This is a genomic window from Aeromonas sp. s1(2024) (assembly GCF_040908005.1).
In the GTDB taxonomy this organism is placed as follows: domain Bacteria; phylum Pseudomonadota; class Gammaproteobacteria; order Enterobacterales; family Aeromonadaceae; genus Aeromonas; species Aeromonas caviae.
Window position 1 is genome coordinate 54,124 of the sequence record NZ_JBFOCW010000092.1, and the last position, 21,860, is coordinate 75,983.

21 protein-coding genes are annotated in these 21,860 nt (G+C 60.3%); 11 read left to right on the plus strand and 10 right to left on the minus strand.

Going from position 1 to position 21,860, the window contains the following annotated elements; genetic code table 11:
- Positions 1-339: 339 nt before the first annotated feature.
- Positions 340-696: a hypothetical protein gene (locus AB5Y70_RS21375; protein ID WP_010675900.1), complete on the minus strand. Its 357-nt coding sequence runs from the start codon at positions 694-696 to the stop codon at positions 340-342.
- 199 nt (positions 697-895) lie between these two features.
- Here AB5Y70_RS21375 and AB5Y70_RS21380 point away from each other — a divergent pair, with 199 nt between their 5' ends.
- Together AB5Y70_RS21380 and AB5Y70_RS21385 are read left to right on the plus strand one after the other, a co-directional pair.
- Positions 896-1,618 (plus strand): response regulator, encoded by a 723-nt coding sequence (locus tag AB5Y70_RS21380; protein WP_010675899.1) that lies wholly within the window; start codon positions 896-898, stop codon positions 1,616-1,618.
- A gap of 7 nt (positions 1,619-1,625) precedes the next feature.
- Positions 1,626-3,011, plus strand: coding sequence for an ATP-binding protein (locus AB5Y70_RS21385; RefSeq protein WP_049636323.1), 1,386 nt, complete (start codon positions 1,626-1,628; stop codon positions 3,009-3,011).
- 177 nt (positions 3,012-3,188) lie between these two features.
- Here AB5Y70_RS21385 and AB5Y70_RS21390 read toward each other — a convergent pair whose 3' ends face one another.
- Positions 3,189-3,398 carry a cold shock domain-containing protein gene (locus AB5Y70_RS21390; RefSeq protein WP_010675897.1) on the minus strand — a complete coding sequence of 70 codons (210 nt, stop codon included), beginning with the start codon at positions 3,396-3,398 and terminating at the stop codon, positions 3,189-3,191.
- A gap of 391 nt (positions 3,399-3,789) precedes the next feature.
- Positions 3,790-4,074: a DUF3811 domain-containing protein gene (gene yjbD / locus AB5Y70_RS21395; protein WP_042879473.1), complete on the minus strand. Its 285-nt coding sequence runs from the start codon at positions 4,072-4,074 to the stop codon at positions 3,790-3,792.
- Positions 4,075-4,369: 295 nt separating this feature from the next.
- Here yjbD and AB5Y70_RS21400 point away from each other — a divergent pair, with 295 nt between their 5' ends.
- On the plus strand, positions 4,370-4,492 hold the full coding sequence (locus AB5Y70_RS21400) for a hypothetical protein (protein WP_010675895.1): 123 nt from the start codon (positions 4,370-4,372) through the stop codon (positions 4,490-4,492).
- 46 nt (positions 4,493-4,538) lie between these two features.
- On the opposite strand, the gene AB5Y70_RS21405 is transcribed toward AB5Y70_RS21400, so the two are convergent.
- Together AB5Y70_RS21405 and AB5Y70_RS21410 are read right to left on the minus strand one after the other, a co-directional pair.
- Complete coding sequence (locus AB5Y70_RS21405; protein ID WP_048209689.1) at positions 4,539-5,309, minus strand: ABC transporter substrate-binding protein; 771 nt, start codon at positions 5,307-5,309, stop codon at positions 4,539-4,541.
- A gap of 160 nt (positions 5,310-5,469) precedes the next feature.
- Entirely contained in the window at positions 5,470-6,039 is a 570-nt protein-coding gene (locus AB5Y70_RS21410; RefSeq protein WP_010674212.1) for a single-stranded DNA-binding protein, read from the minus strand.
- A gap of 518 nt (positions 6,040-6,557) precedes the next feature.
- On the opposite strand from AB5Y70_RS21410, the gene AB5Y70_RS21415 reads away from it, so the two are divergent.
- Together AB5Y70_RS21415 and uvrA are read left to right on the plus strand one after the other, a co-directional pair.
- Complete coding sequence (locus tag AB5Y70_RS21415) at positions 6,558-7,196, plus strand: LuxR C-terminal-related transcriptional regulator (RefSeq protein WP_010674213.1); 639 nt, start codon at positions 6,558-6,560, stop codon at positions 7,194-7,196.
- Positions 7,197-7,288: 92 nt separating this feature from the next.
- On the plus strand, positions 7,289-10,117 hold the full coding sequence (gene uvrA, locus AB5Y70_RS21420) for an excinuclease ABC subunit UvrA (protein ID WP_043156064.1): 2,829 nt from the start codon (positions 7,289-7,291) through the stop codon (positions 10,115-10,117).
- 116 nt (positions 10,118-10,233) lie between these two features.
- On the opposite strand, the gene AB5Y70_RS21425 is transcribed toward uvrA, so the two are convergent.
- On the minus strand, positions 10,234-10,359 hold the full coding sequence (locus tag AB5Y70_RS21425) for a hypothetical protein (protein ID WP_010674215.1): 126 nt from the start codon (positions 10,357-10,359) through the stop codon (positions 10,234-10,236).
- 325 nt (positions 10,360-10,684) lie between these two features.
- Between AB5Y70_RS21425 and AB5Y70_RS21430 the strand changes: the two genes are divergently transcribed.
- From AB5Y70_RS21430 to AB5Y70_RS21440, 3 genes are all read left to right on the plus strand, one after another.
- On the plus strand, positions 10,685-11,296 hold the full coding sequence (locus AB5Y70_RS21430; protein WP_010674216.1) for an OmpW family outer membrane protein: 612 nt from the start codon (positions 10,685-10,687) through the stop codon (positions 11,294-11,296).
- 196 nt (positions 11,297-11,492) lie between these two features.
- Positions 11,493-13,472 carry a methyl-accepting chemotaxis protein gene (locus AB5Y70_RS21435; protein WP_039040116.1) on the plus strand — a complete coding sequence of 660 codons (1,980 nt, stop codon included), beginning with the start codon at positions 11,493-11,495 and terminating at the stop codon, positions 13,470-13,472.
- Positions 13,473-13,480: 8 nt separating this feature from the next.
- Positions 13,481-14,944, plus strand: a complete 1,464-nt coding sequence (locus AB5Y70_RS21440) for an extracellular solute-binding protein (protein WP_043156068.1) — start codon at positions 13,481-13,483, stop codon at positions 14,942-14,944.
- A 60-nt stretch (positions 14,945-15,004) separates the two neighbouring features.
- Here AB5Y70_RS21440 and AB5Y70_RS21445 read toward each other — a convergent pair whose 3' ends face one another.
- Positions 15,005-15,796, minus strand: a complete 792-nt coding sequence (locus AB5Y70_RS21445; RefSeq protein ID WP_043156071.1) for a GNAT family N-acetyltransferase — start codon at positions 15,794-15,796, stop codon at positions 15,005-15,007.
- A gap of 327 nt (positions 15,797-16,123) precedes the next feature.
- On the opposite strand from AB5Y70_RS21445, the gene metF reads away from it, so the two are divergent.
- On the plus strand, positions 16,124-17,020 hold the full coding sequence (gene metF / locus AB5Y70_RS21450; protein ID WP_010674220.1) for a methylenetetrahydrofolate reductase: 897 nt from the start codon (positions 16,124-16,126) through the stop codon (positions 17,018-17,020).
- 63 nt (positions 17,021-17,083) lie between these two features.
- Here metF and AB5Y70_RS21455 read toward each other — a convergent pair whose 3' ends face one another.
- On the minus strand, positions 17,084-18,148 hold the full coding sequence (locus AB5Y70_RS21455) for a DUF3103 family protein (RefSeq protein WP_043156075.1): 1,065 nt from the start codon (positions 18,146-18,148) through the stop codon (positions 17,084-17,086).
- A 147-nt stretch (positions 18,149-18,295) separates the two neighbouring features.
- Positions 18,296-19,447 (minus strand): benzoate/H(+) symporter BenE family transporter, encoded by a 1,152-nt coding sequence (locus AB5Y70_RS21460; RefSeq protein ID WP_043156076.1) that lies wholly within the window; start codon positions 19,445-19,447, stop codon positions 18,296-18,298.
- 113 nt (positions 19,448-19,560) lie between these two features.
- On the opposite strand from AB5Y70_RS21460, the gene AB5Y70_RS21465 reads away from it, so the two are divergent.
- Positions 19,561-20,133, plus strand: coding sequence for a helix-turn-helix domain-containing protein (locus tag AB5Y70_RS21465; RefSeq protein WP_043156077.1), 573 nt, complete (start codon positions 19,561-19,563; stop codon positions 20,131-20,133).
- Here AB5Y70_RS21465 and AB5Y70_RS21470 read toward each other — a convergent pair whose 3' ends face one another.
- Entirely contained in the window at positions 20,134-21,330 is a 1,197-nt protein-coding gene (locus AB5Y70_RS21470; protein ID WP_043156079.1) for an NnrS family protein, read from the minus strand. It lies immediately after the preceding gene.
- A gap of 301 nt (positions 21,331-21,631) precedes the next feature.
- Here AB5Y70_RS21470 and AB5Y70_RS21475 point away from each other — a divergent pair, with 301 nt between their 5' ends.
- Positions 21,632-21,796, plus strand: coding sequence for a hypothetical protein (locus AB5Y70_RS21475; RefSeq protein WP_154670449.1), 165 nt, complete (start codon positions 21,632-21,634; stop codon positions 21,794-21,796).
- The last annotated feature ends 64 nt before the right edge of the window (positions 21,797-21,860 follow it).

A 21,860-nucleotide genomic window follows, 5' to 3' on the forward strand; every position in this document is an offset into this window, starting at 1 on the left:
GACAAAAAAAGGGTGGCTTGCGCCACCCTGTCGTTTTCGCCGGTGTCGGGGCAGGGCCCCGCCGGATCACGGGTCTGCTTCGGCAAACCGCTTCATCACTTCGACTTACTGATTTGCTTCTGCGAACAGCTTGATCATCTCGACTTACTGGTCTGCTTCGGCAAACGGCTTCATTACTTCGATTTACTGGTTTGCTTCTGCGAACAGCTTGATCACCTCGACTTACTGGTCTGCTTCGGCAAACGGCTTCATTACTTCGATTTACTGGTTTGCTTCTGCGAACAGCTTGATCATCTCGACTTACTGGTCTGCTTCGGCAAACGGCTTCATTACTTCGATTTACTGGTTTGCTTCTGCGAACTGCTTCATCACCTCGGCGTGCTTGATCATACCGTCGGCACGCAGACCAAGGTTCTTCACGAACTCCGCCTTCTTGGCCGGATCTTCAATCTTGTCGTAGCGCTGTTGCAGATGGGCCTGGATCTGTTCCGGGGTCATGTTCTTCATGCGGGCCATCTTGTCGTGGCGGCCGCCATGATGCTTGCCGCCCATCATGCCGGTACCGTCCATGGGGCAACCGGTCGCCGTGGCCTGGGTCGGTTGCGCGGTGGAGACCGCCTCGCTGGCGGCATAGGCGCCCAGCGGCAGGCCGAGGATCAGGGTGGCGGTCAGCAGGGTCTTGGTCAGCTTTTTCATGGGTAACTCCTGTCGGATGTGTACGGGTAGAGGCTCTTTCGCCTTGGTATCCAGTAAACACCGTGGAAGTGTCTGAAATTTGCCAGTAGAGGCCTATTTTGTAGCAGAGTGTGGCACAGGGGCGTGCTGGCACACTTTGACACAACCCGCCCGGTTGATTTTCGTATAATCGCCCCAGCCCGATAACGGAGAGATGATGATGAACCAAGGCAGCCCTCATATTCTGGTGGTCGATGACCACAGCGAGATCCGCGATCTGCTCAAGCGCTTTCTGGAGCAGCATGGCATGCGCGTCAGTTGCGCCCGCGATGGCAAGGAGATGAAGCGGCTGCTGGATGAGCGGGAGTTCGACCTGCTGGTGCTGGATCTGATGATGCCGGGGGAGGATGGCCTCACCCTGTGCCGCGAGCTCAGGGTCAAATCCCGCCTGCCGATCATCATGCTTACCGCCATGGGGGAGGAGACGGACCGCATCATCGGCCTGGAGATGGGGGCGGACGACTACCTCTCCAAGCCGTTCAACCCTCGGGAGCTGCTGGCCCGCATCAAGGCGGTGATGCGCCGCACCCAGGCGGAGAGCCTGCCCGTGCCGGAGACCCTGACCCGGGATCTGCGCTTCGATCGCTGGCTGCTCGACGTCAATCGCCGCGAGCTGGTGGACGAGGAGGGGGTGGGGATGAGCCTCTCCACCGCCGAGTTCGATCTGCTCAAGGTGTTTCTGGAGCGGCCCCAGCGGGTGCTGAGCCGGGATCAGTTGCTGGATCTGGCCCGTGGCCGGGAGGCGGTGGCTTTCGATCGCGCCATCGATACCCTGGTGAGCCGACTGCGGCGCAAGCTGGAGCGGGATCCCAAGAATCCCGAGCTCATCAAGACCATCTGGGGTGGCGGTTACCTGTTCGCCGCCGACGTGACCCAGGAGTGAGGCCGACATGATCAAGCGCGTCTTCGCCAGGCTGCTGCCCAAGGGGTTGACCGGCCAGATAGTGCTGGTGGCCCTGGCGGGGCTGGTGCTGATCCAGCTGCTCAGTATCCAGATCTACCGTTCGGACAGGGAGGAGGCCCTCGGTTACGTCAACAGCCGCAACGCCATGCAGCGGATCATCTCCGTGGTGCGGCTACTCTCCCTCTCGCCCCCATCCCTCTATCACGAGATCCTCAAGGCGAGCCGCAGCGAGACCCTGCTGCTGCGCCTCTCCGACGAGCCGCTGCAACCGGACAACCGCAGCCCCCGCTTCGAGAAGCTGGTGCGGGCCAAGCTCGGTTATCCATCCTCCCTGGCGGTGGAGATCAGCGCCGAGCTGAAGCAGGACATCCAGCGCAGCCGGGCCTGGCAGCACCACAACCGCATGATGAAGGATCGCAACGGCATGCCGCCGCCCCAGGACATGCGGCTCTACGGCTCCATCGAACTGCCCAACGGCGGCTGGCTCCAGTTCAGCTCCCTGGTGGACAAGGAGACGGCGAGCTGGTCCTGGCAGACCACCCTCAACCTGCTGCTGGTGGCGAGCCTGGTGATCGGCCTGATGATCTGGCTGTTCCGCCGGGCGACCCGTCCCCTCAAGCAACTGGCCGCCAACGCCGACAGGCTGGGGCGTGGTGAGGACATCGAGCCCCTGCGTGAGGAGGGGCCCACCGAGATCCGCGAGTCCATCCAGGCCTTCAACCGGATGCACACCCGGCTCGATCGCTTCGTGCAGGACAGAACCCGGATGCTGGCCGCCATCTCCCACGACCTGCGCACCCCCATCACCAGCCTGCGGCTGCGCAGCGAGTTTCTGGCGGACGGGGAAGACAAGGAGCGCTTCCAGCAGACCCTGCAGCAGATGGAGCAGATGCTGGCGGCGACCCTGAGCTTTGCCCGGGAGGAGGGGCAGCAGGAGGCGACCCGGGAGCTGGATCTGGTCAGCCTGCTGGAGAGCCTGTGTGACGACTATGCCGACATGGGCCAGCCCGTCACCTGCCTGGCCGAGGGCAAGCAGGTTTACGCCTGCCGCGCCAACACCCTGCGCCGGGTGCTGCAAAACCTCATCGGCAACGCCATCAAGTACGCAGGGGGGGCCGAGGTCTCTCTGGTGCGCGGTGACGGCGAGTTGCTGATCCTGGTTCGCGATCAGGGGCCGGGGATTGCGGAGAGCCAGTTGGAGGAGGTGTTCAAGCCCTTCGTGCGCCTGGATGAAGCCCGCAACACCGAGTCTGGCAGCGTGGGACTGGGGCTCGCCATCGCCCGCACCCTGGTGCACCAGCACGGCGGTGAGCTCAGCCTTCACAATCGCCAGGAGGGGGGGCTGGAGGCGCGGATCAGCCTGCCCCTGTAAGGAACCTGACCAGGAAATGGGGCACCACCAGGGTGCCCTTTTTGCTGCCCGTGGCGAGAGGGAAGCAGGGCAACAGGTCGGCCACCCGGAAACGGGCAACAAAAAACCCGCCGAAGCGGGTTTTTTCAATTCTTGCTGAGGCCCTTGCCCAAAGAGGGGAAGGTGCTCCGGCTTGAATTACTGCGGAACGACGTTCGCAGCAGCCGGGCCTTTCTGGCCTTGCTCGATGGTGAACTCAACGCGCTGACCTTCTTCCAGGGTTTTGAAACCGTTGGACTGGATGGCGGAGAAGTGAACGAACACGTCTTTGCTGCCGTCAGCCGGGGAGATGAAACCGAAGCCTTTCTCGGCGTTGAAGAATTTTACGGTACCAGTCATTTTGGACATGATAATTTCCTTGAGTAGTGATTAGTGAAACGCCACCGGAGCGGCAATCCATGATTTTTCGTCAGAAATACGTATGGGGAGCACTAAAGAAGGAGAATTATCTGGCAAGAATTATCGGGGATAACTGCCTGCACAAATCACTGCTTTAAGATGACTGCCTAACATAATCAGGTCTGAACTACCGAACCATCGAAAACGATTAGAACACGCACATCCCGTCATGGCAATCTTTATCTTGGTATTCATTTCTGACGGTGATGGCTGGATCGGCGTTTTATCCGGATGAGCGTCTGCTGCCAGGCGCCTCCTGCTGCCCTTTTCAGCGTAATGACATCACGCTCTGCCAGCCGCTTTTTTTCAGCAGAGTCTTCTGCGTGCATTCATGCTGCCGTTACCGTCTGCCACGGTATTTGTTGCTGACGGAATCGGACCAGTTGAAGGTGTCGGGCAGTACTTGGGCACTGGCTCGCTCCTTGGCTTTCTCCCGCGCCAGTGCGGAAGCCGCCTTGGCGGCCTGGGCGCGATCGGCGGCGATCTTCTGGCGTCCTGCTTCGCGGATCTTGTTGCGCTCCCCGTTGGTCAGGGTGTGATCAGCATTGGCCTGGGCCTTTTGCACCAGCAGGGCAATCTCGGCTTTCTCGGCCTCGGTCAGATCCTTCATTTCCAGCTTCTTCATGACGCGCTCCTGCGATCGTTGAATGCCCACCCTAACACACATCCATCGGAGACAGGCTGACCATCCGTCCCCGGATGCAAAAAGTGTCGCCCGGTCGTCATTTCCGGGGGAGCACGCTAAGGGAACGCCTGCCTGGCAGGCGCTGCCGGGAGGCTGGATCCCGGCGGAAGATTGGGAGTATGCTGAGGCCAGTGCGATCCCCGATCGTCACTGTTGGCGTACTGAAATCCACGATTCGGCTGACATGCTGGAACACCCGTTCCAACTGTCCAGGTAACCTTTTTGGAGTCTGATGATGAGCAACAAAGAACAGCATCACGGCAAAGATGCCAAGAAAAAACCGCAGATGTCACTGAAAGAGAAACGCGAAGCCAAACGTCAGAAAGCAGAGCTGAAAAACGGCAGCGCGATGAAGTAACGCTCCATCCACTGCGGCTCCCTGGAGCCGGTATCAAGCCAGTCCATCATGGGCTGGCTTTTTTGTCTCCGGCAGTAGAGGTGGTGCCATAGGCGGCAAAAATCCGCTCATAGCGCCCGTCCGCCTTCATCTTGGCGAGCTGTCTGTCGAACCATTGCCGGTGGCCCGCCTCGCGAAAGGCGAAGTGGTAGTGAGTCGGGGGGAAGAGGTCGTGCTGTCTGACCTTGTCCTTGGGATAGCGGTCGCCCTCCTGGTCATCCCCGAGCAACTGCGCCAGATAGTAGTAGAACACCCGTTGTTCCAGGATCACGGCATCGGTGCGCCCGAGCAGGAGCCGCTGTACCTGTCCCTCCTGCCTCGCCACCTCTTCATAACGGGGGTTCTGGTCGACGATGTCGGAGAAGGTCGTTCCCAGGATCTGCCGTGCACGCTGGAAGGCACTGACTCGCAGGGTCTGCAAATCCTTCATGGTGTGGACTGCCGTCGGCGCCAGGGTAAAGACCCGGTTGTGGAAGGTGATCACCGGCTGTGAGAGGTAGGCGCTTTCCAGCATGCCGGGTTTGACGTTGATGATGGCGTCCAGCTTGCCTTCCTCCAGCATCCTGAAGGTGCGCTCCAGGGGAAGATAGACGACCTGCAGCTCATGGGGGCTGCCTGCGAAGGCCTCTCGCATGAGATCGAGTTCGATGCCCCTGTCTTCGTGGCTGATGACATAGGGAGGAATGGCAAAGCTGACTCCCACCCGCAGCGGCTCCGCGGCAAGGTGGCTGCCGAACATCAGCAGGGCGAGGCACAGCAGACGACTCAAGTAGTTCATGCAGGTTCCCGAAGGGAGAAATCGTCTCGATGATAGCCACAAGCCTGGACGAAGGGGACGTAAAGCGCGGGAAAGTGGCAGCAACATGGTCGTCGGGGAGGTGAATGCGTCAGAAACAGGTAAAAAAAGGCCCTGATGAATCAGGGCCTGCCGCAGGGGATCAGAACGGAATATCGTCGTCGAAATCCATCGGCGGTTCGTTGTAGACCGGCGGGGCGGATTGCGGCTGCTGGGCCGGACGGCCGTAACCGCCTTGCGGTTGCATGTTCTGCTGCGGGGCAGCAGGACGTTGCATGTTCTGTTGCGGTGCAGCCTGTTGCGGCTGGCCCCAGTTGCCCTGGGATGACTGGCCGCCCATGCCCTGGCCACCGCCCTGCGGACGGCCACCCAGCATCTGCATCACACCGGTGAAGCTGTCGACCAGCACCTCGGTGGTGTAGCGCTCCTGGCCGCTCTGATCCTGCCATTTACGGGTCTGGAGTTTGCCTTCCACATAGACCTGGGAGCCCTTCTTCAGGTACTCGCCGGCCACTTCGGCCAGCTTGCCCATGAAGACGACACGGTGCCATTCGGTGCGCTCTTTCTGCTCACCGGTCTGCTTGTCGCGCCAAGTATCGGAGGTGGCCAGGGTGATGTTAGTCACGGCACCGCCGCTCGGCATGTAGCGCACTTCCGGGTCTTGCCCCAGGTTACCGATCAGAATGACTTTGTTGATGCCTCGACTGGCCATAATCTCTCTTCCACCCTTATGTATACCGGCCAGGCCAGATGCCTGGGCCCATTCAATAATGCGTTTTTTTGCAACGAGATGCGCGCCCTGGACGGGTGTCATCTCTCTTCAGTGTCCTGGCTGCGCCGGAGCTTGCCGGCAGAGGCGTCATGGATCGGCCGCAGCGTTTGGGCGCCATAGTACCAGTTGACGGGCATGAGCGCACATCTTCCCTGCCACTGTGGCGTCAATGGATCGCCACAGCCTGAGTAACTTACCCGAGGTAAGGTGCCACCAGCAAGGGGAGGCGGCTGGGGCAGGCTGCGTGAAGAGGGCGGAGCTGTTATGGTGCGCACCGGCACTACTTGACCCCCCAAATGGGGGGGGGCGTGCTAGCCAATTGTATTGGCTGGAAAATTGCTGGGCTTCAAAGGAGCCACCGATGCGTCTAATACTTTTTTAATGCTGCAGCCGGGAGGGGGATTGGTACTCTTCCTTGCCAAAAAGCCCCGACTCGAATGTGCAAGGAAGTTCTCTTGATGACGCCCGACTCCCTCCTGGTGCTGATCACCGAAAATAACGCACAAGCCTCCCGTTTCCAGCGTCACCTCAGTGAAGAGCTTGGTCTGCCCATCTTGCTGGTGGGGGAGCTGAATGACCTGCCAGACGTTGCAGAGGGCGCCCCCAAAACCTTGCTGCTGATCGATCTGGACTACCTCAAGTCGACCCAGCAGGAGCTGTGGAGCAATGCCATCTGCCAGCGCTTTGGCGAGGCCAGTGCCGTGTTGCTCAATGCCCCGACCAGCACCAACAAAGAGCTGCTGCTGATGTGGCCCCATACCAGCGGGCTCTTCTTTCGTCAGGACACGCTGGACAGGTTGGTCTTCGGCATCCGCAAGGTGTTGCAGGGGGAGTACTGGATCCCGCGCCACCTGCTGTGCGACCTGGTGGACTACTACCGCAAGGGGAGCGGGCAACCTCAGCGTCAGCAGACGCTGCTGACCGCCCGCGAGCAGGAGATCGTGCGTCACCTGATGACGGGGGCCTCCAACACCGAGATCGCCGACAGCCTGTTCGTGAGCGAACACACCGTCAAATCCCATCTCTACAACGTCTTCAAGAAGCTGAACGTCAAGAACCGGTTGCAGGCGGTGAGCTGGGCCAAGGAGTATCTCTGAGGAAGGGGTACGGAAGGAAAGACTGTCTATTCATCCAGTAGTCTCTATGCCATACTGGCCCGCTCTGGTTCCCGTATCGAGCGCGCAACAAGATGGAAAAAATCGTGATCCGGGGTGCCCGCACCCACAACCTCAAGAACATCAACCTGATCCTGCCACGTGACAAGCTGATCGTGGTCACCGGCCTGTCCGGTTCGGGCAAATCCTCCCTGGCGTTCGATACCCTCTATGCCGAGGGGCAGCGCCGCTATGTGGAATCGCTCTCCGCCTATGCCCGCCAGTTCCTCTCCCTGATGGAGAAGCCGGACGTGGACCACATCGAGGGGCTGTCGCCAGCCATCTCCATCGAGCAGAAGTCCACCTCCCACAACCCGCGCTCGACGGTTGGCACCATCACCGAGATTTACGACTACCTGCGGCTGCTGTTCGCCCGGGTCGGTGAGCCACGCTGCCCGACCCACGCCATTCCGCTCGCGGCCCAGACCATCAGCCAGATGGTGGATCAGGTGCTTGCCCAGCCCGAAGGCGCCAAGCTGATGCTGCTGGCCCCCGTGGTGCGCAACCGCAAGGGGGAGCACACCAAGCTGCTGGAGAACCTGGCGGCCCAGGGTTACATCCGCGCCCGCATCGACGGCGAAGTGTGCGATCTGTCGGATCCTCCCGCGCTGGAGCTGCACAAGAAGCACACCATCGAGGTGGTGGTGGACAGATTCAAGGTGCGCGATGACCTGGCCCTGCGCCTGGCCGAATCGTTCGAAACGGCGCTGACTCTCTCCGGCGGCATCGTGCTGGTGGTGCCGATGGACGGGGAGGATGGGGTTGCCCCCATGACCTTCTCCGCCAACTTCGCCTGCCCCGAGTGCGGTTACTCCATGTCGGAGCTGGAGCCCCGGATCTTCTCCTTCAACAACCCGGCGGGGGCCTGCCCCACCTGTGACGGTCTCGGGGTGCAGCAGTATTTCGATCCCGCCAAGCTCATCCATGATCCGGGCCAGAGCCTGGCCGGCGGCGCCATCCGTGGTTGGGACAAGCGCAGCTTCTACTACTTCCAGATGCTCAAATCCCTGGCCGATCACTACAAGTTCGACCTGGAGACCCCCTGGGAGGATCTGCCGCTCAAGACCCAGGAGGTGATCCTGCGTGGTTCCGGGCGCACCGAGATCGAGTTCCGCTACATGAATGACCGCGGCGACGTGGTGGTGCGCAAGCACCCGTTCGAGGGGATCCTGCACAACATGGAGCGCCGCTACCGGGAGACCGAATCCAACGCGGTGCGGGAAGAGCTGGCCAAATACATCGCCAACAAGTCCTGTACCAGTTGCGGTGGCAGCCGACTGCGGGAAGAAGCCCGCCACGTCTTCGTGGACAATCGCAACCTGCCCGCCATCGCCGAGCAGTCCATCGGCGATGCCCTGGCCTTCTTCGAAGGGTTGAACCTGTCCGGTCAGCGTGCCCAGATAGCGGACAAGATCCTCAAGGAGATCGTCGAGCGGCTCGGCTTCCTGGTGAACGTCGGCCTCAACTATCTGAGCCTGTCGCGCAGCGCCGAGACCCTCTCCGGTGGCGAGGCGCAGCGGATCCGGCTGGCCAGCCAGATCGGGGCTGGCCTGGTGGGGGTCATGTACGTGCTGGACGAGCCTTCCATCGGCCTGCATCAGCGGGACAACGAGCGGCTGCTCAAGACCCTGACTCACCTGCGTGATCTCGGCAACACCGTGATCGTGGTGGAGCACGATGAGGATGCCATTCGCCTCGCCGACCATGTGCTCGACATCGGTCCGGGGGCTGGCGTGCACGGCGGTGCCATCGTCGCCCAGGGGACGCCGGAAGAGATCATCGCGAACCCCGAGTCCCTGACCGGTGACTACCTCTCCGGGCGCAAGCAGATCGCCATCCCGGCCGAGCGCACCCCGCTCACTGGCAAGTGGCTGAAATTGAAAGGGGCGAGCGGCAACAACCTGCGCAACGTCAACCTGGATCTGCCCATCGGAGTGATGACCTGTGTCACCGGCGTCTCCGGCTCCGGCAAGTCGACCCTGATCAACGACACTCTGTTCCGCATTGCTCACCGCGAGCTCAACAAGGCGACCGAATCCACGCCAGCGCCTTATCGCAGCGTGGAGGGGTTGGAGCATCTGGACAAGGTGGTGGACATCGACCAGAGCCCCATCGGTCGAACCCCGCGCTCCAACCCGGCCACCTACACCGGCCTGTTTACCCCGATCCGTGAACTGCTCTCCGGCACCCAGGAGGCTCGCTCGCGCGGTTATCAGCCGGGCCGCTTCTCCTTCAACGTGAAGGGAGGGCGCTGCGAGGCGTGCCAGGGGGATGGCGTCATCAAGGTGGAGATGCACTTCCTGCCGGACGTCTACGTGCCGTGCGACGTCTGCAAGGGCAAGCGCTACAACCGCGAGACGCTGGAGGTGAAATACAAGGGCAAAAACATCCACGAAATCCTCGAGATGACGGTGGAAGATGCCCGCGAGTTCTTCGATCCGGTGCCGGCGGTGGCGCGCAAGCTGCAGACCTTGATGGATGTGGGCCTCTCCTATATCCGCCTCGGTCAGTCGGCCACCACCCTGTCGGGCGGCGAGGCGCAGCGGGTCAAGCTGGCGCGCGAGCTCTCCAAGCGGGATACCGGTCAGACCCTCTATATTCTGGACGAGCCGACCACCGGCCTGCACTTCCACGACATCCAGCAGTTGCTCAAGGTACTGCACCAACTGCGGGATCGGGGCAACACCATCGTCATCATCGAGCACAACCTGGACGTCATCAAAACCGCGGACTGGATCGTTGATCTGGGCCCGGAAGGGGGCGCTGGTGGTGGCCGCATCCTGGTGACGGGTACGCCTGAGGAGATGAGCCGTTGCAAGGAGTCCCACACGGCGCGCTTCCTCGCTCCTCTACTGGAGAAATAAGCGTCACTCGAGAAAAAGGGGCCAAGGCCCCTTTTTTGTTGGCCGGTGGGCGAGGTGCGCCGGTCTGGCGCCCGGCCAGGGATGAGAGGGAGAAAAGAGGGACTCGTCCGGCAGACTCAGTGTGTCAGCATCAGGAAGGCGAGGGCGAACAGGAAACCCAGCAGAATGAAGAGGAAGGAACCTATCCCCCAGATGGCGGCAAGAATGCCGAGAATTTTGTCTTTGCGTGTCTGTGGTTTCATAAAATTCAAATTACAGCGTGGTTACATCGCATTAATAAAATACGCCCCGGGGCATAATTAAACAACAATTGAAAGGTGATATGAAGGTGTTTAAGGTGTATTTAATTGGTATTTTACGTTTCATGCTGATGCGGTAATTTAAGGCATCATCATGTATTTGAATGACTTTTTATTTTCATCTGCGGTTTGATTGTCCAATCAAAGCTGCCGTGTACATCTATCTATTTCTTGATAACTATTGAGCTAAATCAATAACCGGCCATTCACATCCTTTTATAGTTTTCGGGCTTGCAACATAGAAAGAAAACAAAAAAGGAATAATGTGATGAAAAAGATCCTTCCTCTGTTAATCGCAGCCGCTTTTGCTTCCCCCGTCGCCATGGCACATCAGGCCGGTGACATCCTGGTCCGTGGTGGCCTGGCGTTCGTCTCTCCCCAGACCAGCAGTGACAACGTGCTGGGGACGGGCGAGCTGGAGATCGACAGCAACATGCAGCTTGGCCTGACCCTCTCCTACATGTTGACGGACAACTGGGGTGTCGAGCTGCTGGCCGCGACCCCCTTCTCCCACTCGGTGTCGACTGCCGGCCTGGGTGAGGTCGCCAAGGTCAAACACCTCCCGCCGACCCTGATGGCGCAGTACTACTTCGGTGATGCCAACAGCAAGGTGCGCCCCTATGTGGGTGCCGGTATCAACTACACCACCTTCTTCGACGAGGAAGGGCGCGGTGCCCTGGCCGGGACGGATGTGAGCGTGGACTCCTCCTGGGGGATGGCGGGTCAGGTGGGCCTGGACATGGCGATCAATGACCGCTGGTTCGTCAACGCCTCTGCCTGGCTCATCGACATCGATACCGATGTGCATACCGCCGTGGGCACCATCAACACCTCCATCGATCCGGTGGCCTTCATGTTCGGCGTCGGTTACCGCTTCTGATGACAAACGTGGCCGGTGCACGGCCATGACAACAAGCATGTCTCTTTGGCCCGGCTCTGTTCGGGCCCTTTTCTGCCTGCCATGTCACGCCAACTGTGATCTGGCCCGCCATCGCGTCACGAACCGCTATTCCATTGCATCCCGTTGCCGATAACCTCGGCATTCACCCCTTTCCCCAACGAGTGAGGATGCCTCCATGGGTTTATCTATTGTGCAGCGGATCATCGCCGGCTTCGTGCTGATGCTGTTGTTGCTGGTTCTGCTCGGCTTCATCAGTATTCTGAAGATCCGGGGGATCAACGAGGGGCTCTCCCAGGTTTCTGATCGTGCCACCCCCCTGGTGATCGCGGTCGCCGGGCTCAAGGGCGCACTGCAGGACAGCAACCGCTGGGTGCTCACCTACAGAACCAGCGAGGAGGCGGCCCAGTTGCCGCAACTGGCCAGCCAGTTCAAGGCGCAGCAGGAGCGTTTCCTGGCCCAGAGCAAGGAGATGGCCCGGTTTGACGGGGTGGCCGAGGCGAGCGAGCGGTTTCGCCAGGTCGACGGGGCGACCCGCGAGTTCTACGGGTTGGCGGATCAGGTGCTGACCCAGCACGGTCAGTGGGTGGCCGCACTCGATCGGCGCCATGAACTGGAGCTGGCGTTCATCCGGCTGGAAGATACCTACCAGTGGGCCGCCGATCTGTTGCTGCAGCAGACCGCGAGCAAACGCTCCATGCGCAACAAGGCCGAACTCATCACCTCCGGCATTGCCCGGGATCTGAAAAACATCCGCCGGGCCGATGCCAAGACCGATCTCAATGAATTGGAGAAGGTGCTCGGCAAGGATATCGAGATGGCACGCAAACGGCTCGAACGGGTGCAGGTGCCCGATGACGTGAGGCAGCGTTTCATCGTCAACCTCGATCGGATGCAGGAGCTGGCCCTCGGCCCGAAAGGGTTGCTGGCGACCATGCGCAATGGCCAGCAACTGGCGGCCTCGCTGCAGTCCCTGAACCAGCAGCTCGACACCAGTCTGGTCAACAGCCTGGCGCTGCTGGACGAGATGGCCAAATCGGCGGGCAGCATTGCCAGCGCGAGCCGGGTCGGGGCGGATGACGCCGTCAGCAGCGCCAGCGCCTGGATCCTGATCGTGTCTGCCATCTCCGCGGCCGCCGCGCTCCTCATCGGTTACACCACGGCCCGCAGTATCCAGCGTCCGCTGCAACTCATCGATCGGGAGCTGGATCGCATGGCTACGGGTGACATGACCCGGCGCATCGACTACCAGAGCCGCTGCGAATTTGGCAGCCTGACCCGCTCCATCAATACCCTGGCAGACAAGACTGGCGAGCTGCTCGCCCAGATCAATGCCGGCTCGCGCCATCTGGTGGACGAGGCGAGCCGCGCCGCCGAGATCAGCGAGCGGGCCATGTCACGGGTGCAGGATCAGAAGAGCCAGACCGATCAGGTGGCTGCCGCCATCACCGAGCTGGAGGTGAGTGCCACCGAGGTGGCGCGTTCCACCGATGGCACCAAGCGCGAGGTGGACTTGGCGGACGAAGAGGCCCGCGCCGGACGCAAACAGGTGGCGACTACGCGCCAGATCACCGAACAACTGGCGGGTGCCATGGAAGAGGCGGTCGGCATCACCCACAAGCTGGGGGAATTCAGCGACAACATCGGCAGTATCCTCGACGTGATCCGCAGCATCGCCGAGCAGACCAACCTGCTGGCGCTGAACGCGGCCATCGAGGCGGCCCGCGCGGGGGACGCCGGTCGCGGCTTCGCGGTGGTGGCGGACGAGGTGCGGGCACTGGCGAACCGGACCCAGACCTCGACCGAGGAGATCCAGGCCATGATCGAGAACCTGCAAAGTTCCAGCAAGCACGTGGTGGCCGTGATGGCACGCAGCCAGGAGCAGACCCAGGATTGCGTGGCCCAGACCCGGGTGATGGACGAGGCGTTGCAATCCATTGCCGAGCGGATGAGTGCCATCAAGGCGATGGCGGATCAGGTGGCTCATGCCGCCCAGGAACAGATCTCCGTGAGTCAGGGGGTTGCCCGTCATGTCGCCGGCATTGCGGATGTGGCTTACGAGACCGAGCGGGAGGCGCGGGAATCGGCCAGCAGCAGTGAGGTGCTGGCGGATCTGGTTGCCAAGCAGCAGCAATTGATCGCCCATTTCAAGGTGTAGGAGGACTTATGGCTAACAAGTGGATCGGGGCCCTGAGTCTCCTGTTGTGTGGCCAGCTGATGGCCAGCGAGCTGGTGATAGAGAGCTGGCGCATAGATGACAAGGCCTTGTGGGAACAGAAGATCATTCCTGCATTCGAGGCCGCCCACCCGGGTATTCAGGTGAAATTCAACGGGGTGCAGAACGTCGAGTACATGCCGACCCTCTGGGCCAGCCTCAAGGCGGGCAAGGCGGGGGATCTCATCACCTGCCGCCCGTTTGACGACTCCCTGGCCCTGTTCAAGGCGGGCCATCTGGTGGAGCTGAGCGAGATGGCGGGGATGGAGAACTTCCCGAGCTTTGCCCAATCCCCCTGGCAGACCGACAGTGGCGCCCAGACTTTCTGCGTACCCATGGCATCGGTGATTCACGGCTTCTTCTACAACAAGAAGATTTTCAATGAGCTGGGGCTGACGGTTCCCCAGACCCGCGAGGCATTCTTCGCGGCCCTGGACAAGGTGAAGGCGGATGGTCGCTATGTTCCCCTCGCCGTGAGCGGCTCGGAGAGCTGGGTTGCCTCCGAGCTCGGTTTCCAGAACATAGGCCCCAACTACTGGAAGGGGGAGGATGGTCGATTGGCGTTGATCGGGGGCCAGGAGCGCTTCAACAACCCGCAATACGTCAAGGTGTTCGAGGAGCTGGCCCGCTGGCGTGACTACCTGGGGGAGGGGGGCGAGAGCCGCGACTACGCCACCACCAACGAGCTGTTCACCTCGGGCAAGGCTGCCTTCTATGCGGCGGGATCCTGGGAGATTGCCCCCTTCACCGGCAAGGTGGACTTCGGTGTCATGCGCCCGCCCGTGGCAAAGCAGGGGGATGGCTGTTTCTTCACCGATCACACCGATATCGGTATGGGGATGAATCCGGCCAGCAAGAACAAGGAGGCCGCCATGACCTTCCTGCAGTGGCTGACCACTCCCCAGTTTGCCGAGCTCTATACCAACTCGCTGCCCGGCTTCTTCTCGCTCTCCAACCACTTCTTTGAAGCCACCAATCCGGCGGCCAGAGAGATGATGGAGTGGCGGGATCAGTGCGATTCCACCATCCGGGTTGCCACCCAGATCCTCTCCCGCGGCACTCCCAAGCTCGGGGATGAACTGGCCGAGGTGAGCCAGCAGGTATTGCTGGGAACCGTGGCACCCAAGGCGGCGGCCGATCGCCTGGAACAGGGGTTGAAAGGGTGGTATGCCCCCCATCAGGGCAACCAGGGCAAGGGACAGGAGTGTCAGTGTGAGGCGAGCGTGCCTGCCGTCCCTGTGTCGGGTGCCATCGGGACCGAACCTGCTGCACCTGTGGTGCCGGATGGACAAGCGCCTTCCGGAGCAAGCGCGACCCAGCCTCCGTCAGTACCGGTGTCCGGAGCCGTCGCTCCAGCGCCTCCTGCCGAAGTGGAGGAGGCGCTCGCCAGCGAACTGGAGGGGGCACAGCCCTGATGGTTCACCATGAAGAACGGGAGGCCTTGGCCTCCCGTTCTTCATCTGCGTGATGACCTGTCATTCCCGTGGCAAGCGGCACAGGCTGCCAATACGGGCCACCGGCACGAAACCCAGAGTGCGATAGACCCGCTGGGCGTGATAGTGCTCGTCTGCCACTATGATGAGCGAACTGGCCCGTGCCAGTCCTTGGCGTGCGACCTGGCTCAGCAACAGACGACAGAGCCCCCGGTTTCGCCACTCTGCGTGCGTGCGCACCAGTTGAAAGCGTCCCAGGGTGCCGGTGAAGAAGAGTCCGCAGCTGGCAACCAGTTGATCCTGGTGCCATAACCCCCACCACTGTCCGAGCCCGTCATCGATCATGGCCTGATAGAGCTGGCGGCGTGACAAGAGATAGGGAAGATAGCGCTCCTCCGAATGGGCGGGATCCCGCTCTGCCAGCTCGAAGGCGAGCCACTGATCCCAGTCTGCCGCGGTGAACGGGCGAGCCGGAGCCAGGTCGCTGCCGGTGGGGGCTTGCCACTCCATTGCACCCAGCGCCAGTACCACGCACTCCATGTATTGGTATCCCGCCGCCACGAACCCGGCGACCCGGCTGTTCTGGCCTGCGGCGAGGGGCCACTGGAAGGTGCGGTGGCGGATACGGGGATCCCAGCCAATCAGCCTGTCGAAACTGGCCTCGAGCCAGCCCTTGTCACGATCGCTTGGGGGGGTGGGCAGCAACAGGTAGTTGCCGAAGTAGTAGTCTGGAGAGCCCGGGGTGCGCACGGTCCAGAACGCATCATGATCCGTCACCTCGCCCTGATAGCGATCGAACAGCAGATCGGTGGCAAAACCGGGGTGATCTTCCATGATGGGGCTCCTGCAAACGCTTGAATTGCTTATCGGCAGGCGGGGAAAGAAATTAAAAAAAGGCCGGGAAACCCGGCCAAACAATCACACGCAGATTCAGAACGTCCAGGACGATCCGCCCGCATCATAGCGTGCCTGACAGCATTTTGGGATGGGGTCGCTCATTACTTAGGTTGAATTGCAAAATAAAAAAATCGGCAATCCCCCTTGTCGCTGACAAATCGGTATTGACTTTGATCCGTTTTATCATAAAGATAGAAAGACGTTTAGACGTCCAAACATCCGTTTTGGCGTAAAGGAATGGGTTGCAGGACAGGGAGAGAGCAGATGGGATTTCACAGCGCGCGTCAGGTTGAGGCACTCAACCAGAGTTTGGCGGATCTGGGTGGCGACATATCGGTCAGTTTCGAGTTTTTCCCGCCCAACAGCGAAGGGATGGAGAACACCCTCTGGCAGTCCATCGAGCGCCTGCAGGTGCTGGAGCCCAAATTCGTCTCTGTGACCTATGGCGCCAATTCGGGCACCCGGGACCGCACTCACAAGGTGATCAAGGACATCAAGGAGCGTACCGGGCTCATCGCCGCCCCGCACCTGACCTGTATCGATGCCAGCCGTGACGAGTTGCGCACCATTGCCCGTGACTACTGGAACAGCGGCATTCGCCACATCGTGGCCCTGCGCGGAGACTTGCCTCCCGGCCTCGACAAGCCTGACATGTATGCCACCGACCTGGTCGCCTTGCTCAAATCCGAAGCCGATTTCGATATCTCGGTCGCCGCCTATCCGGAAGGCCACCCCGAGGCTCGCAGTGCGCAATCCGACCTGCTCAACCTCAAGCGCAAGATAGATGCCGGTGCCAACCGGGCCATTACCCAGTTCTTCTTCGATGTGGAGACCTATCTGCGTTTTCGGGATCGCTGCGCCGCCATCGGTATCGATGCGGAGATCGTGCCGGGGATACTGCCGGTCTCCAACTACCAGACCCTGGCCAAGTTTGCCGGTTTCACCAACGTGAAGATCCCGCGCTGGATGCACCAGCGTTTCGAAGGGCTGGAAAACGATCAGATGACTCGCAACATGGTGGGAGCCAGCATTGCCATCGACCAGGTGCGTGTGCTGAGTCAGGAAGGGGTGAAGGATTTCCACTTCTATACCCTGAACCGCTCAGAGCTGACCTACGCCATCTGTCACACACTGGGTGTGAGGCCGAAAGGTCAGGCCTGATCCGCGGCTCTGATACAGAAAAGCCAATGAGTCTTCTCATTGGCTTTTTATTTTGAGCGACAGTCAGGGCCGGGTTGGTTGGATCTCCCTGGGCTCGAGATCGATGACTGCATTGCCGGCGGCACCGGGATACTGGTGATAGCTCTGGTCCTGCTCCAGGGTATAGAAGGTGTCGAGGTAGTCGTCGTTGTTGGTCATCCAGGAGTCCGGAAGTGCCTTGACGATACGACCGCCGAGGTCGAGGAAGGGCAGGGCCTCGGGTACGCCGCCCGCAGTGAAGCCGAGTTTGAGTGCGTCAATCAGGAGGGCACTCAGCGCCTTGTAATTGACGTTGTCATCCTGCTCCATCATGACCACGTCGACGGCTCCCCAGCGGTAGCGATCCCAATAGACCAGGATCTGGTTGGGGGTGTAGTCGGTGTTGTCGTAGTCGAGATAGGGCATGTCGACGATATCTACCACGGGCTCGTCCCTACCAGGATTGACCCCGGCCACGACGGCATAGACCTCGGCGGCGCCCAGCAGCCAGGGCTCCTGATCATCGTTGAGCCTGATCTTCTTGAGAATGCTGGTCTTGAGGGGCGTGGTGTTGCTGGTGGCACGGGGCGTCACCTGCATGTCGGCGGCAGCCAGCGCCTTTCGCATCACCTTCAGGCCGGCATTCTTGGCTTTTACCGGATCGGCCTCCACCACCAGTACCGGCCGCGCCGGCGGCTGGTTCACATCGAGATAGATCGGGCTGCCGGCGCTGTCGAACGCCTCGATGGCGCTCCAGCTCTTTTCGTCACCACTTGGTATGTAGGCAACCAGTGGCTCAACCCCTTGTTGCAGTGCATCCGCCTGATCCGGATTGGCCAGCCGCAGTTGCATCAGTTCCCTGACCTCGCCATCCAGCCCTTGCCGACTGATGGCCGCCTGGTTGGCATCCCGAGCCTGGCGCTTCAGACGCGGGCTGGCCTTTGGCAGCAGGTTGGGCAGCGGGCTCTGGTATTCCTGATTGTGCAGGAGTGGCAGCAGGTTCTTCTGCTGCAGCGCGAGCTGGCGTGCCAGCTCCCGATCGGTGTCGGCAGCCTGGGTCGTGGTGGCGCCCAGCAGTGCCAGTAACAAAATGACAGCCTGATTCCTCATCTTCGTTCTCCAGTATTGAGTCTGACAACGGCGCTTGTCGGGAAGGATCTGCGCCGTTTTCTCACTAGAAAGGAATAAGGTTCATATGTGAACGCTCTTCTCAGGATTATGTGCTGCGTCTCACTGGAGTCTCCCCAGATGGTCAGGTCAGGAGCGGAGCCGGTTGACTTGATGCAATGTCACTCCGATCAGCAATCCCCAGCAGGCAGACCCGACCCCGAGCAGGGTGATCCCCGAGGCAGTCACGAGGAAAGTCAGTAGCGCGGCTTCCCGCTCCTCGTCCTGCTGCAAGGCGCTGTGCAAGCTGCTGCCTATGGTGCCGAGCAGCGCCAGCCCGGCCACGCAGGTGACCAGCACCGCAGGGAATGCGCTGAACAGGGCAACCACGGTGGCACCGAAACAGCCTGTGAGCAGGTAGAAACATCCAGCCCACACGGCAGCAGGCCAGCGTCGAGTGACATCGTGATCCACTTCCTTGCCCATGCAGATGGCGGCTGTGATGGCGGCCAGGTTGAAGGCATAGCCGCCAAACGGTGCCAGCAGCACGCCGATGAATCCGGTCCAGCCAATCAAGGAAGAAGTGGCAGGTTGATAGCCGTGGGCGCGCAGGATGGCAATGCCCGGCATGTTTTGCGAGGTCATGGTAACGAGAAAGAGCGGGAGTGCGATGCCGAGCAGGGCGTCGATGGAAAAGGCTGGCGAGATCCAGACCGGGGTGGAAAGTTGCCAGTGAACCTCGTTGAGTTGCAGCTCGCCCCTCAGGGTGCAGAGCAGTATGCCGGCAGCCAGGACCAGCACCATGGTGTAGCGGGGCCAGAGGTGGCGACCCAGCAAGAAAGCCAGTAGCAAGGTGCCAAGCAGCAGAGGATCTTGCGGTGCCACCTTGAAGAGATCCAGCCCGAACCTGAGCAAGACTCCGGCCAGCATGGCGGCCGCCAGTGGGGCGGGAATGTGACGCATCAGCCTGTCGAACCAGCCGCTGATACCGCAGAGGGTGATCAGCAGTGAAGAGATGATGAAGGCGCCGATGGCTTCAGCCAGACTGAAGTTCCCCAGGCTGGTGATGAGCAGGGCGGCACCCGGGGTGGACCAGGCCGTCAAGACAGGCACCCGGTAATAAAGGGAGAGGCCGATGCAGCTGACCCCCATGCCGATACCCAGTGTCCATAGCCAGGAAGAGACCTGGGCTGCATCGGCACCGGCGGCCGTGGCGGCCTGGATGATCAAGACGACAGAACTCGTGTAACCCACCAATACGGCGATGAGTCCCGCGACCATGTGGGGGAGGGCTAGGGGCATGGGAAACTTCCTTGTGGATGCTGATAGCTTGTGCGCTATTGCGTACAATGTGGTTTGGACTATAACGCTGTGCGTTATGGCGCACAATATGGCTCGAAGAAATCGGAGAACAGATGCAGGAGATGAGTCGCTATCTGGCCCAGCGATTGAAAGGGCTGCGCACTGAAAGAGGATGGAGCCTGGATATGGCCGCCCGTGAAACGGGGGTGAGCAAGGCCATGCTGGGACAGATCGAGCGAGGTGAATCCAGTCCGACGGTGGCAACATTGTGGAAGATTGCCACCGGTTTTCGGGTCTCTTTCTCCAGTTTCATTGAGCCGACACCAGCGGCACAGGGAGAGACGGTATACCGTATTGCCGATGATATTCGACAGCAGCCGGCGGGAGAGGGGATGCAGGTTGCCCCGCTTTTCCCCTATGAGGCCCGCTTTGGTTTCGAGTTGTTCGAACTGACCCTGCTACCTGGATACCAGCGGGAGTCAGAACCCCATGAACCCGGAGTGACCGAACATGTCATCGTCATCAGCGGTGTGATGGAGGTACTGGTTGACGGAGCGTGGCGTTCCCTCGATCAGGGTGAGGCAGTCCGGTTTGCAGCGGACCGTACCCATGGCTATCGCAATCTTGGGGTCGCTCCCGCCATCTTCCACAATCTGATCCACTATCCGTCCATGGCCACGCGATGATTAGCCGGGGCGGCCATCCGCTCTGGGACTGGTCAGTATGGGGGTATAAACCCAGATGAACAGACCGTAGGCGGCAACCCAGCTCCATCCGCTGAGGTTCCATCCCGTGAGGGTGAGATTTGGCCAAAAGAGAGGGAGCAAGACCCGCAACAGCGCGGACAGGATCACCAGTGCAAATGCCGCCGTGATCCTGCGTCCTATCTGCAGGGCTCTGCCACTGTGTCCGAGGGATACACGGGCTATCATCGCGAGGATCATGGCCCCCATGCTGCCCGCGCTGAACAGATGGCTGGCCAGTGACAAGGCAATCGGCCAGCCAGCCGTGCGTGCCGCCAGGGCGGTCAGCCCCAGTGGGATAAAGAGGTAGGCCAGGTGAAGCGACCACAGCAGGGGCTGGGCCAACGTGGTTCCGGGTCGCCAGCGCAGCTGCCTGTAGAGGTGAGCCCCTGCCGCCACTATATATAGAGGGAACATCTGAATTCCGATGACCCACTGTGTCGGGAGCACCAACCAGAGCAGCAGGATGAGCCACAGAGACGCGAGGGCAATGCGCTCCAGCCACGGCAGTGGTAATGCTTTTTCCGTCCCAGTGGCTCTGGCGGTAAAGAAGGGAATGACACGTCCTCCCATGACGGCAATCAGGGTTGTGAAGAGGAGCACGGTTGCAAGCAGGATATGTTCCACCAATGGCCATTCGGCATGCCACCGCCAGCAAGCGGTATTGAGCAGGGTCAACACGAGAAGCAGGGGAACAAAAAAGAGATTGCGCCACTGGCGCGTCACTATGATGGGTCTGGCGAGGAACCACGTACAGAGGGGCAACCAGGCCAGGTCCATGACCATCAGAGTGACATTGCTTTCTCCAAACCAGGGGAGCAGGCCTCTCGGGATGGCCCACAATCCCACGACCAGTGCCAGCGGCCAACCGCGTACACCTGGGTGAGCGGTCCAGTTCTGGACGGCGGTAAGCAGAAAACCCGCCACTATGGCGGCACCAAAGCCGAACAGCATTTCATGTGCATGCCACCAGATGGGGTTGGCAATCCCGGGCAGAGCGAACCAGCTGTTGAGCTGCCCCAGCCAGCCCAGCATCGCCAAAGCCGAGAACAAGGCGCCGAACAGGAAGAAAGGCCGAAACCCGAGGCGGAACAAAGGAACGATTCTCTCCTCTTTGCGGCTATCCAGGATCTGGTGCATGAATGAAACCTTAATTGAACATTTTAAAAGCCAATTATAAAGTGGCTTTTCAAATGTTCAATTTAAATCCAATGACAGCCCGAAATGGTGGTGATGCGAACGAAATTGAACCGCTTTGCTGCATATCTGAGCGAACGGTTCTTTTCGGTGAAAAAGCCCTTGTCATCACGGCGCGGCTCCCTATAATGCGCCCCTACCAGCACGGCGGTCCACGCCGAACTGATGAGCCAGCTTCCTTAGGAAGTGGGCGCCGAAAGAAAAGCGAAAACAACCGCTTGACTTTCGAAGTGAGGAGCGTAAGATGCGCCTCCTCGACGCGATAAGCGTGACGCTCTTTAACAATTTGAATCAAGCAATCTGTGTGGGCACTCACAGCATCGAGCATCAAAAACAATTTTTGATATCAATGTCTGATGAAGTGACCAAAGCAACGAAAGTTGCAGCAGTTAATTCAGCAATTCATTGAGCCGCTTTTCGAAGCAACCAAACTTAAATTGAAGAGTTTGATCATGGCTCAGATTGAACGCTGG